Here is a 12,260-nt window from a genome sequence, read left to right on the forward strand (position 1 = left end):
CGGTCTTTTTAATGAAGTTTCTTTTGATGTTTTGGAATAGCAAGTTCTTTGAAGTTTAAGGCGAGATGATTGAGCTGTTTTTGCAGTACCTCTCCATCCATAGGTAAACCATGCCCTGTTAACGCTGTTACTGGATTCAGATCTGCGAGTTTTTTCACCGAACGTTCTGCTTCCTGCCAATTGGGAGTGAAATAGGCGGGAGGGCCATGGACGTGCTGGTGCTGAATAAACACTGCCATACTGGATTCTTGCTTTACTGTTATAAATGCATCGCCAGTGATCAATGTTTTGTCGCGGTCTCTAAATAAAGAGATATGGCCTGGAGTATGGCCGGGAGTGTGGATAACTCGCCACTCTTTTAAGAACGGAACAGTCCCGTCTTCGGGGAGTGGATGTACCCATTTCTTCAAGTTGACTGGTTCTGTTGGAAAGAATGGAGAAAGTATAGCTAACAAACCTCCTCCTACAGTCGAGTTCCCAACTGGATAAGCGCGCTTGCCTGTTAAATAATCCATCTCCATCGGATGAGCATAAATGGGAACGTCGTAATGCTGGGCTAGTTTTTTAGCAGACCCTACATGATCAAAATGGCCATGTGTGAGGATGATGGCTTGCGGAGGAACTCTGCCATACCGTTTCTCAGCCGCTTCAATAATCCTTGCAGAGTAATGGTTGATTCCACAATCAATAAGCACCCATTCCTTAGCTCCTGGTTTCCCGATAAATCCTACATTGACCATCAACGTACGATAATAAGCCAGATCGTCTAATATACCGTCTGCCTCAGCATAGGTCATATCTGTATAACTATCCTGAGGCAGCTCGTGATGTTCATCTTTCATTTTCTCACCACTCCTTCTTCTCATAGTTTGGATAGGGAAGCTGAGTTCTATTCGAGAGCAGGCAATGAAAGCCAAACTCGAGACCGAGACTACTGATTAAAATGATTTGGATTTTCAGACAAAAAACCCTAAGATAAACAGTTTTAATAAAAAGTGTCTATCTTTAGGGCAGCATTTGAATGGGGATCAGACCGGGTGCCGTTTTTTTATAACTTCGTTAATGTCTTTCCTGTAAGGCCATAAAGAATCGTCAGGAGAGGACATAGTAAGCAGAAGAATGCAAAAGGCAGATAACTGATTACGGAAACTTCTAATACATCTGTAAGAAATACGCCGCATACACTCCAGGGTACAAGCGGGTTAATAACCGTTCCAGCATCCTCAAGCGTTCTTGATAAATTTTTACGGGCAAGCTTGGCTTTTTCATAGAATTCCTGATAGGCTTCCCCGGTTAGAAGAATGGATAAATATTGTTCACCTATAGCTATATTAATTCCAATAGCTGTAAGAGCCGTTGAAAGGATAACAGAACGGGCTGAAGTAAGCGCATGCTGAACACGAGCTAATATGGAAGGAATAATCCCTGTAACAAAAAACAATCCCCCCAGTGATAAAGCAAGGATAACAAGTGCAATTGTGAACAGCATACCATTCATTCCGCCGCTCGATAAAAGCTCATTTACCATCTCATGATCGTAATCGCCAGTGAAACCGTTGAACCAGGTATTCCACAAGTCTGTCCAGGGAAGAACTCCCCTTACTCCAGCAATTACTGTAGCCGTAACACTGGTAACAGCCAGGGAAAGGAATGCTGACCTTTTACTTAGTGTTAACCCTGCAAGCACGAGCAGGGGAAGCCAGGAACTCCAATGGATCAGGTGAGTGGCAGCAAGTTCTTGTTGAAGTGAGATCAATTCATCACTATTTTCTAATGCAGAGGGCGAGAGAATAGCGAAACCGATAAAACTAAGCACAAAAGCAGGTATAGTTGTCCAAGACATATTCTTAATATGTTCAAACAAGTCAACATCCACTACCGTCGAGGACAAGTTGGTAGTATCTGACAACGGAGACATTTTATCACCAAAAAACGCCCCCGACACAATGGCACCTGCCGTAACCGCTATGGAAAAATCTGCGGAAGCTGCCACGCCCATAAAGGCTGCTCCTACAGTAGCTGCTGTTGTAAATGAGCTTCCCAGCGCCAGACCCGTGACTGAAGTGATCGTAAAAGTTAAAGCATAAAACCACGGGCCTCCAGTCAGCATGAAAGCCGTATACATAAGAACAGGAATGGTTCCGCTTGCCATCCAGCTTGATATTAATATCCCAATGAGAAAAAATAGAAGAACTGCTCCAAGACCTGTTTGGGCGCCTTGAATCATGCCAGACTGCAGGCTGGAAAAGGGGATTTTTTTTAGCAGACCATATGCTGTCATAATAAGAATTCCTAAGAAAATGGGAATGTGTGGGACGGTTTCCAATTCGATGATAAAAAAACTAACTATAGCCATGATCAGCAGAAGCAGTACAGTGGATTCGCCGGCTCCTGGTAATCGTTTTGGACTTAAATGAAACATTCTAATTCCTCCTAATATCATAAAAAGCTTCATCCCAATAAATAAGGGACGAAGCTTTACTACATTAAGCTACCCTATTGATGCTGGAAGTTATCCAATGAAAACTTAATATATAACAGCGGAAGTAAGCTGCCTTTAATCAAGCTTTCTTGTTTTCTTTTTCACTTGAACGCTTTTGTGCACTGAAGAATTCCTTGTAAATCATAAAGCAAATTCACTTCGGTGTCAATTTATTTTCAATCGTATTTGAATCGTGTATAATAGTGGAAATTTGGGGAAAGGAGACGTAAATGATGAACACAGAAGCAGTAGAAATGCCCAGGCAAAGTCGGCTGCAATTGGTTCGGCGCGGAGCAGCAGCAGGGTTTCCTATTGTACTTGGCTATATACCTGTTGCCCTTACATATGGTGTAATCGCTGGTCAGTCAGGGTTGACGATTGCTGAATTAACCTTAATGAGCGTACTTGTCTTTGCGGGAGCTGCACAATTTTTAGCAGTCAGCATGGTTGCAGCAGGAACAGGAGCAATAGAAATTATTATCGCTACTTTTGTCCTGAACTTTCGGCACTTTGTAATGAGCTTATCTTTTATGAATCGTTTACGTAGGATTGCTTTAAAAGCAAAAATTCCGCTGTCGCTGGGTTTAACAGATGAAACGTTTACGATGTCCTCTTTACATAAACGTGAAGCCAAAGAAGAATATGGTTCATGGTTCTATGCTTCTTTAATGCTGACGGCTTATTTATCCTGGGTGGGCGGCTCATTTTTAGGGGGATTACTCGGGGACATCATACCCTCCCGATTAAGTGAAAGCATGGGGGTAGCCTTATATGCGATGTTTATCGGCCTGCTCATACCGTCAGTTAAAAAACATTCACGAATTGCTTATATCGCTGTAATAGCAATGGCGGTCAATTATGTATTCCAGTTGTGGGGAATAAGTCAGGGGTGGGCCATTGTCATTGGCACTTTGGCGGGTGGTCTTTGCGGTATATGGATATTAGAAGATGAGGAGGAAGAAGTATGATCATCTGGATAATAATCGGGATGGCACTAGTTACTGCGGTTCCTCGATTTTTTCCTGCTTTTATCATAGATCGAATTCAGTTTCCAAAATGGATTGACCGCTGGCTGAATGCGATTCCTTATGCTGCATTAGGGGCTTTGATTTTCCCGGGCATCCTTTCTGTGAAACCTGACGCTCCGCAAATTGGAATCATTGCTGCCTTAGCAGCCGGAGCTCTGGCCTGGTTGAACCTTAATATAATTATTGTTGTACTAGGGTCTATTGCTGCGGTTTTTCTTATGACTTTTTAGCACGCTCATCGCCTTTACGCATAACGTATAAAGAAACTCCATGAAGGGATGGAACGTTATGGATAGACAAAATGGAATTCCTGGAGGGCAGCAATACCCTGGTTTAGGTCCCGGACAGGGGGGGATGGGACCAGGTGGACAATTCGGTCCAGGAGGGCCTGGAGGACCAGGAGGCCCGGGAGGACCAGGAGGCTTTCCTTCTTATGGGGGAGGACCTCAGCAGCAGCCGCCACAGGGGCCGCCTTTCTCCGGTGGGCATCTTCCTCCTCCGCCAGGTCCGCCGCCTTCCGGGCAGGGACCTGGTGCGTATGCAGTAGATCCAGGATCATTATATGGCTGTCTTTACCGCTATACATGGGTGCGTTTAAATAATAACCGCCGCTTTTGGTTTTACCCTGTCTTCATAGGCAGAACTTCAGTTGCCGGTTATAGATGGCGGCCGAACCGCCGGCGATGGGAGTACTTTGGGATTGATACCAATCGAATTGCCAGCTTTCAATGCTTCTAACCGAAAAAAGAGGTGTCACAAGCGTGATGCCTTTTTTTCTGCTAAAATGTAAGCATCAACTAGGGGAAAAAGGAGAATGACAATGGCTAAAGTGAGGCTAGCTCAATTTGAGGATGCAGAACAGATCGCTAACATTCATATTCAAACTTGGAAATCTACATATAAGGATTTAATTGATGAACAGGATATGAGCAATATCACCTTAGAAAATCGTATTGCCCTGTGGGAAACTATTTTAAAGTCCCCTGTAAACGGGCAGATCGCTTATGTAGTAGAAAATGAGAATGGAGAATTGGTGGGCTTTGTTTCAGGAGGGAAAGAAAGAACGAAGAAGTATCGTTATGATGGGGAGATTTATGCTATTTATTTGCTTAAAGACTATCAACGTATCGGTTATGGTCGAATGCTCATATCCACTATTGCTCAGGCGATGAAGCAAATGGGATATGATTCTCTGCTCGTATGGGTGCTCACGAGAAACCCTTCTGCTGATTTTTATAAAGTTTTAGGTGCAAAGCCTGTAGAAGCAGAAGAAGTAACAATTGGACAGGGAACTTATGAAGAAACAGCCTTTGGCTGGGAAGACATCAACGAACTTCTTAATAATTTTTAAAGTAAGCCCCCAAGTTCCAGGACACTCGGGGGCTTACTTATCGTAAGGCTCAATATGAATATGTGCATAATAAATGTTAAGTCTTTTTTCCAACAGTGATTCCAATTGATCTGTTATATTGTGACCTTCTTCTATAGTCAAGCTGGGATTTACATGGATAGTAGCTTCCACTAACGTCTGATTTCCCTGAAATCTTCCTTTGACATCTCTTACAGCCCAAACCTCAGGATGAGCTTCTATCAGTTCACGAATTTCTTCAATTTCCTTCTCGTCAAAACCATCTGTCAACCGGTGGGTAGAATCTCTAAAAATATCCCAGGCCGTCTTACATATGATAAACCCAACAATTAAGCCTGCAAGCGGGTCGAGCCAGAAAATGCCGAGTTGGGCACCGAATATACCAATCGCAGCTCCAATGCTGACTAACGCATCTGAGCGGTTATCCTGGGCGGCAGCGTATAGTGCACCGCTGTTAACTTTCTTAGATAATTTTAAATTGTATAGATAAACGCCGTACATAATAACTGCAGCGGAGAGGGCAGTCCAGGCAGTTAATAAAGCAGGCTCGCTTGTATTTTGCTGGATTATGTCCTGGATGGTTCCTATAATGACTTCAAAACCTACCGTTACCATAATAAAGGCAGCAATTAAGGAAGCAATTGTTTCCGCTCTGAAATGTCCGTAATGGTGATCTTCATCCGGCGGCTTTCTGGAAATTTTCAGTCCTATTAAAACGGCAACAGAGGCAATGACATCGGTCGTATTATTTAAGCCATCTGCACGTAATGCTTCAGAATTGCCTATGGAAGCAATGATGAGCTTGACACTGGCTAATATAAGGTAAGCAATAATACTTACCCAGGCCCCGCGTTCACCCTTTTTTAAATTTTCGTATTCACCCATATTCTTGTGCCTCCACTTTGTAACTTAAAGCATGGTTAAGCTTATCAAAACCCTGCCATGTAAGTCTAGAGAAAAAAAGTCACCCTTCTACATATCCCTTGTAGTGAGGAAGATTCTTTGCATGAAGTCAACTCGTAGGATTAATTAATTGGTAGTTGGGGTAAACATCTTACAAGTAAATATTTTAATTCTATAGTGACCAGAGAGGGGAGTATTTATGATTCAGGAAAAGATAATTGTTGAAGGTTATGTCAATGGCATGAAATTTTCAAAGGCACTGGACCTTACGTACAACCCCGATCAGCACGACGTGGAAGAAGCTCTCATTGATTATTATGGAAGCACGGCAATGTCATTCGAAGAGTTAGCAGTTCAGCAGGGATGGCAGGACTCTTATTGGACATATCCAACCTATTTAGACCATGTAATCTAGAGCCTTCTTTCTGAAAGGTTCTTTTTTTTGTGATTATCTTGAAATTAAGAGTCTTTAGTTTGAATAAAAAGAATTACGGGTATAAGTAGTTTGTGAATATAACAAATTGTGTCGGAGACAATAACGTTATCTGATTTAATTAAAGAAAAAGGAGAGGTTCTTCATGGCGAATGCTAAATTGGCGATTATTTATTACAGTTCTACCGGAACGAATTATCAAATGGCTCAATGGGCAGAGGATGAAGCGAAAAAAACCGGAGCTGAAGTCAAACTTGTCCGCATCCCTGAACTTGCACCAATGGAGGCAATTGAGCAGAATCCTGCATGGAAGGAACATTATCTGGCTACAAAGGATAAGGTTCCAGAGGCAAAGGTAGACGACTTAGACTGGGCTGATGCTTTTCTTTTTAGTGTGCCAACGAGGTTTGGAGCCGTACCTGCACAGGCTAAACAGTTTATTGATCAAGCAGGAGGTTTATGGGCTCAAGGTAAGCTGGTAAATAAGGTAGTGAGCGCTATGACTTCGGCACAAAATCCTCATGGTGGTCAAGAAGCTACTCTTTTAAGCTTATATACCAGTATGTTCCACTGGGGAGCGGTAATTGCGGCTCCCGGCTACTCCGATAATTCCATTTTTTCTGCAGGAGGTAATCCTTATGGGACCAGTGTAACTGTAGATGGGGAAGGGAATATGAAAGATGATATTGAAGAAGCGGTAAGACATCAAGTTAACCGGACAGTGGAAGTAGCTCAAAAAATAGTAAAAGGATAATAGGCCTGCACCACAGCTTGTAGAAAAACTGTTTGGTTTTTTTACAAGCGTTTTTTTATATCTCAGAGTTATCGGATCCCGTGTGCTTCCCGCCTGAAATAGAAGGATTGCTTTACTGGATAGAGCGGCCTGTATTCTAAAAATGGTCAGTGGGAAAGCTCCTGATTTCATGGGCGGTTAAAACGTTAAAAATTTTTTGTAGTAGTAAAATGCCTCTATAGAGGTTTAAAACTGACTTTTTCGGGAATTATATAACTAAATATTCAGAATATTGTTGCTAAATGTTCCGAAATCCTTCATAATGAAAAAAAGCAATTAGGGGGTAATCTCATGAGAAAGCAAAAACTAATATATGTGCTGCGCCGTGACCCTGGTTTTAGAAATCGTGAAATCACTGCTAAAAGAGAATTGTCCTTTGGAATTAAATTAGCCTCCAGGCTTTTACTTGACGAGCTAAGCTTTGAGTTTAATAAAGAACGATTAGACGAAGAAATTAACGTTGCAATCGAAAATAACGATCGAAAAGAATTTAAGCGGCTGAGCTTAAAATATCAACCATATACTTGGGAATAGATAGATAGTGCCTCTCTTAGGAGCGGCACTTTTTTTGATGCTGTAAGAATGTTTAATTTCTTTTATAGAACTAAAGTAAAAGAAAAACTACGATGTCCATTGGACTTGATGGTAACCCAGGTTTTTCTTAAAAATTCCATGCAGTTATCCAGGATCAATGTTATAGTTGGAGTGAATATTTTTAATGTAGGAAGGTTTTATGTAATGAAAGTTAAGTCAATTATACTTGTTCTGTCATTAAGTCTTTTGTTAACGGCCTGCTCACTTGATGAGTGGACTAATCAATCAGAGGAGGAATCTCCTTCTCAGGAGCCTTCTGAAGAAGAACAAAAGGAAAATGATAGCGGCACAAACGAAGAAGATGATGAAGAGAATGAGGATAATGAAAAGAATGAGGATAATGAAAAGGATTCAGAGGAGCAGACGGGTGAGGAGCAGCATGAAGACGCCGACCCTCATGCTTACGCTGATGAACTGGATGAAGAAGTCGATGAAGACGGGTTGACAATTATAGAAGAACCAGAAATTAAAGAAGTAGTTGTCAATAAAAGCCGTAAACTTCCAGAGGGTTATGAACCTGAGGAATTAGTAAAACCGGATGTGCGTTTTCCTTTTGAAGAGGACCTTCCAAAGAAATATATGCAGCCGGAAGCTGCTGAGGCATTGGAAAATTTATTCTCTGCCGCTGAGGAAGACGGACTGAAGTTGTACGCTACTTCTGGTTATAGGTCCTATGATACCCAGAAACAAATTTATGAAAATAATGTGGCAGAGCGAGGGCAGGAGGAAGCTGATAAATTCTCTGCCAGGCCTGGGACAAGTGAGCATCAGACAGGCTTAGCAATGGATGTAACGACAGCAGAAATGGAATTTAAGCTTGAACAATCCTTTATTGATACCGAAGCGGGAAAGTGGCTTGCTGACCACGCTCATGAACATGGTTTTGTTATACGTTACCTTGAGGGAACAACTGATATAACTGGATATGAATACGAACCTTGGCATTTACGGTACGTCGGCGAGGATTTATCAACTGATATCCATGAAACAGGAGGGACCTTGGAAGAGTTTTTCGGATTCCATCCAGAATAAAAGACTGTTCAGCTTGTGGAGAAACCTTTGGTTTTTCCGCAAGCTTTTTTCTTCTATAATGTTCTGGCAAACAGCCGTCAGTCATAGTTGTTTGCACATTTCCCTTTAAGGGCAAACGAAATAACGCCGCGTGTAGTTCTTTAAAATCTGAAAAACCAGGCTCCATTTTCTTATTCAATAGTACTATTTATATAAAAAAGGGTTCAATTAGACAGTACTTTAGCTCCTTCCCGCGCATGATGTTACTGAGTTTGCTCTTTTTTTAGCTCCTCGCAGGCTTATTTGCAAGAGGATATTATTTGGGTCTTACATACTTTCTTAAAAGCTAAAATAAACACTTTCTTACCAGCCTAAAGAGCCTTTTTTTATAAAGTTGTTTTAGGTTTAATAACTTAATCCTACGCGTGTATGGTGAAATTCCTTTGCCTTGAGCTCTTTGAATGCAAATAGAGCTGTGTCTGTTACAGTAATCTTTTTGCCATTGTCCGGAAGATGATTCTCCTCATAGCGAGCCGTCCCTTCTGAAGCTCCATCTGGTAAAAAAGTGGGGCAGAGAATAACCCAGTCCAAAGTACTTTTATTTAATAATTGATAGGCTTTTGCATGTTCTTCTGCTGCAAATGTAGAGCGACGCTTGGACTCTTTGGACTGAAATCGATATTTCCCTTTTTCATATTGGCTGTTTAAAATTCCCGCTGTTCCAATTGTAATAATTCTATTTACCCCATAAGAAAGCATACTTTGAATAATAAGAGGTGTAGCGGTGGATAAAGTATAAGTTTTATCTGTATTTAAAGCGCTGAACACTATATCACAATCTTTTATTGTTTTTTCCACGTCCCGCGCTTCAGTTGCCTGTCCATGGATAATATGAACTTCAGGAGGTAAGTTTTCAGCTTTTTCCTTATCTCTCACTAAAGCATTGACTTTATAACCCTCTTTTACGCAAAGGTTAGTGACAATCGAGCCAACTCTGCCGGTGGCACCAAAAACAGCAATCTTCATAAAATAACTCCTTTTCTTGTAAATGTTTCAAAATAGTGAACTAAATGATGTATATTTTTGCTAAGCTAAGAGAAAGCGACGAAATGGGGAAAGCTTATGAAAAACAAGCGGGAGATGAGCTGGATCTTATATGACGTCGGCAATTCTGCCTTTGCCACGACAATTATGGCAGCTGTATTACCCGTGTTTTATTATGATGTGGCTGCTAAAGGCCTGGATGAATCGTTGGCAGCCAGCTACTGGGGGTATTCCCAATCGATTGCTGTTCTAATCGTAGCAATTCTGGCTCCTGTTTTAGGAGCGGTTAGTGATTTTTCAGCAGCAAAGAAAAAATTCCTAATGTTCTTTGCTTTTATGGGAATGATAGCAAGCGTCCTGCTTGCTTTCGTAGGAGAAGGTGCTTACTTGCTGGCTTCAGCTCTGCTTATTGTAGGAACAATTGGGTTCTCTGGCGGAAATGTGTTTTATGATGCATTTCTTCCGGAAGTATCGAACGAAGACAATATGGATAAGGTTTCCTCCTGGGGATTTGCATTCGGTTACATTGGCGGGGGGGTCCTCTTTGCAATAAAATTACTAATGATCTTGAACTATGAGGCCTTTGGACTTCCAAGTACCATAGCAGGGACGAGGCTGGCGTTTATTTCAGTTGGCATCTGGTGGTTGATATTTTCCATACCGCTTTTGAAGAATATTAAAGAAGAACGAAAACAGCAGACAAAAAAAGAATCTTCTTACATCCATATTGGATTTAAACGCGTAGGCTTCACGTTTAAAGAAATAAAAAAACACAAACAGGTACTCTTATTTTTAACAGCTTTTTGGCTTTATAATGACGGAATATCGACAATTATAAAAATGGCTACGATTTATGGAAGGGATATAGGAATAGATAGTAACTCCTTAATTATTGCTCTACTTATTACCCAATTCGTGGGGATTCCTTGTACCTTCTTTTTTGGATTTTTAGCTGGAAAAATTACGGCTAAAAAAGCTTTATCGTTTTCTTTATATATTTATCTTGGAATTGTAGCATTAGGCTATTTTATGACAAGTGCCTTACATTTTTATTTGCTTGCTATTTGTGTTGGTTTAGTTCAAGGAGGGGCTCAATCGTTAAGCCGGTCTATTTTTGGAAAGATGGTGCCAGGTGATCGGCATGCGGAATTCTTTGGGTTCTATGGGATTTCTGCTAAGTTTTCAGCTATATTTGGACCGTTTGCTTTTGCACTGGTTGGTCAACTAACAGGCTCAAGCCGCCTTGGGATATTATCTCTGATTGTATTTTTTATTGCAGGGATTATTATATTAAGGTTCGTAGATGTGGAAAAAGGAAAAGAAGAAGCCAGCGCACAAACGAACCCTGAGGTGCAGACCACAATTAAAACATAAAAGTAAGGTTCCGCTTCGTTATCGTGAGAAAAGGGACTGTGGCTTTACAAACTTTAAACTGTAAAGCATGTAATGTACCTGTAGATCAGGCGAAACAACTGATAAAAAAAGCTGTCGAGTTTTTCGACAGCCTGCTTCTACACAATAGGATTACTGAAGAGGTTATCGTGGTTTTGAGCCAGAGGCGTCCCTGTATCGTAGGAAATGTTTTGTAATAAAAGCTCTACTTCTTTAATGGTCTTATGCTCTTTAGTTGTCCAGTAGTGTAATATTAATAAAATAAGGGTTGAAGCCTCTTCTAAAGCTTCGAGGTATAAGTCATTAAACGAATCGGTATGCTGCTCATAAGTTGCTGAATGGTGCCATATTGTACGTTCGCTGTTTAAATAATCGATATGATCTTCAATAGGTTGATGTGAAAATGAGGAAACAAGGGAACCAAGCCATTTATTTTTCCACCCATGAGGATCAAATAGTATTCTTTGGGCATTGGCCAAGTCTTTAAAAGACTTCTCAATAAACCGTTTAGGTAAATTTCGAGAAAAATAATATTTACTGATGGTCGGTTCAAGCAAAGTAGATAATTCCTTTCTTTCTCTTCTTGTTAAACGAATCAGTGGAGCAACGGGTACTTTCCATGTTTGTACATGACGCTGCTTTTCAAGCATTATCGTATCAATTGCAACTTCTAAAGCTTGATGTTTGTTCCCATCATATCCAGCTTTGTAGTGAATATACGGATGAGTGACACGGTCAAGGATGTGATGGCTTACAAATCCTAAGATATAAGCTTGTTTGTGGTTCTTTAAAGACACTCCCTGTATAATCAAATCCATTAAGAATCTGCCGCATTCCTCCTTATGCAATTGGAGCCCTAAATTATTCACTCCGTGATCCTTAAGCTTAGGCCAGAAATTATAGTAAAAAAAAGGATCAGGACCTTGAGATCCTAAATAAAGAAATCGTTCACTCGTGGCCAGCAGCTCATCTATTTCGATCTTCATACAAATGTCTTCTGCAAACAATATATGGGTCCAGATGTTTGGCATCGATGATCCAGCTCCTTGCATTCATAAAAAAGAGCCTTTCTGCGAAGGCTCTTTTTTAACCATTTACCCATTGAAAAAGATCAAGCAAAAACAGCTTAAAGTTCTCCAACCCTCCTTAAAGGAATATGTAAAACTCTTCTGTTTCTGCCTCCTTTCATTAAGTTATTCTTATAATACAAC

At 40.9% G+C, this 12,260-nt stretch carries 14 protein-coding genes; 9 read left to right on the forward strand and 5 right to left on the reverse strand.

Annotation, left to right across the window (positions count from 1 at the left end):
• Positions 1–8: 8 nt before the first annotated feature.
• Together C1A12_RS08115 and nhaC are read right to left on the reverse strand one after the other, a co-directional pair.
• Positions 9–842, reverse strand: coding sequence for an MBL fold metallo-hydrolase (locus tag C1A12_RS08115; protein ID WP_101843381.1), 834 nt, complete (start codon positions 840–842; stop codon positions 9–11).
• Positions 843–1,048: 206 nt separating this feature from the next.
• On the reverse strand, positions 1,049–2,422 hold the full coding sequence (gene nhaC / locus C1A12_RS08120; protein WP_101843382.1) for a Na+/H+ antiporter NhaC: 1,374 nt from the start codon (positions 2,420–2,422) through the stop codon (positions 1,049–1,051).
• A 293-nt stretch (positions 2,423–2,715) separates the two neighbouring features.
• Here nhaC and C1A12_RS08125 point away from each other — a divergent pair, with 293 nt between their 5' ends.
• The 4 genes from C1A12_RS08125 (at position 2,716) to C1A12_RS08140 (ending at position 4,861) form a co-directional block, all read left to right on the forward strand.
• Positions 2,716–3,450 (forward strand): AzlC family ABC transporter permease, encoded by a 735-nt coding sequence (locus tag C1A12_RS08125; protein ID WP_101843383.1) that lies wholly within the window; start codon positions 2,716–2,718, stop codon positions 3,448–3,450.
• Entirely contained in the window at positions 3,447–3,740 is a 294-nt protein-coding gene (locus C1A12_RS08130) for an AzlD domain-containing protein (RefSeq protein ID WP_101843384.1), read from the forward strand. Before C1A12_RS08125 ends, C1A12_RS08130 begins: the two co-directional genes overlap by 4 nt.
• 58 nt (positions 3,741–3,798) lie before the next feature.
• Complete coding sequence (locus C1A12_RS21225; protein WP_200816571.1) at positions 3,799–4,248, forward strand: hypothetical protein; 450 nt, start codon at positions 3,799–3,801, stop codon at positions 4,246–4,248.
• Positions 4,249–4,330: 82 nt separating this feature from the next.
• Positions 4,331–4,861 (forward strand): GNAT family N-acetyltransferase, encoded by a 531-nt coding sequence (locus tag C1A12_RS08140; RefSeq protein WP_101843385.1) that lies wholly within the window; start codon positions 4,331–4,333, stop codon positions 4,859–4,861.
• Between the two features lie 33 nt (positions 4,862–4,894).
• Here C1A12_RS08140 and C1A12_RS08145 read toward each other — a convergent pair whose 3' ends face one another.
• Positions 4,895–5,764, reverse strand: coding sequence for a cation diffusion facilitator family transporter (locus tag C1A12_RS08145; RefSeq protein WP_101843386.1), 870 nt, complete (start codon positions 5,762–5,764; stop codon positions 4,895–4,897).
• Positions 5,765–5,981: 217 nt separating this feature from the next.
• Between C1A12_RS08145 and C1A12_RS08150 the strand changes: the two genes are divergently transcribed.
• The 4 genes from C1A12_RS08150 (at position 5,982) to C1A12_RS08165 (ending at position 8,634) form a co-directional block, all read left to right on the forward strand.
• Positions 5,982–6,197: a hypothetical protein gene (locus C1A12_RS08150; RefSeq protein WP_101843387.1), complete on the forward strand. Its 216-nt coding sequence runs from the start codon at positions 5,982–5,984 to the stop codon at positions 6,195–6,197.
• 163 nt (positions 6,198–6,360) lie between these two features.
• The gene (gene wrbA / locus C1A12_RS08155) at positions 6,361–6,969 is read left to right on the forward strand and encodes an NAD(P)H:quinone oxidoreductase (protein ID WP_101843388.1); all 609 of its coding nucleotides are present in this window, start codon (positions 6,361–6,363) and stop codon (positions 6,967–6,969) included.
• 330 nt (positions 6,970–7,299) lie between these two features.
• Entirely contained in the window at positions 7,300–7,542 is a 243-nt protein-coding gene (locus C1A12_RS08160) for an IDEAL domain-containing protein (protein ID WP_101843389.1), read from the forward strand.
• A gap of 204 nt (positions 7,543–7,746) precedes the next feature.
• Positions 7,747–8,634 (forward strand): D-alanyl-D-alanine carboxypeptidase family protein, encoded by an 888-nt coding sequence (locus C1A12_RS08165; protein WP_101843390.1) that lies wholly within the window; start codon positions 7,747–7,749, stop codon positions 8,632–8,634.
• 384 nt (positions 8,635–9,018) lie between these two features.
• On the opposite strand, the gene C1A12_RS08170 is transcribed toward C1A12_RS08165, so the two are convergent.
• The gene (locus tag C1A12_RS08170; protein WP_101843391.1) at positions 9,019–9,639 is read right to left on the reverse strand and encodes an NAD(P)-dependent oxidoreductase; all 621 of its coding nucleotides are present in this window, start codon (positions 9,637–9,639) and stop codon (positions 9,019–9,021) included.
• 96 nt (positions 9,640–9,735) lie between these two features.
• Between C1A12_RS08170 and C1A12_RS08175 the strand changes: the two genes are divergently transcribed.
• Positions 9,736–11,031 (forward strand): MFS transporter, encoded by a 1,296-nt coding sequence (locus C1A12_RS08175; protein ID WP_101843392.1) that lies wholly within the window; start codon positions 9,736–9,738, stop codon positions 11,029–11,031.
• Positions 11,032–11,168: 137 nt separating this feature from the next.
• Here C1A12_RS08175 and C1A12_RS08180 read toward each other — a convergent pair whose 3' ends face one another.
• On the reverse strand, positions 11,169–12,080 hold the full coding sequence (locus C1A12_RS08180; RefSeq protein ID WP_159462169.1) for a zinc dependent phospholipase C family protein: 912 nt from the start codon (positions 12,078–12,080) through the stop codon (positions 11,169–11,171).
• Positions 12,081–12,260 lie beyond the last annotated feature (180 nt).

This window comes from Halobacillus sp. Marseille-P3879, assembly GCF_900240285.1.
Lineage (GTDB): Bacteria > Bacillota > Bacilli > Bacillales > Halobacillaceae > Halobacillus_A.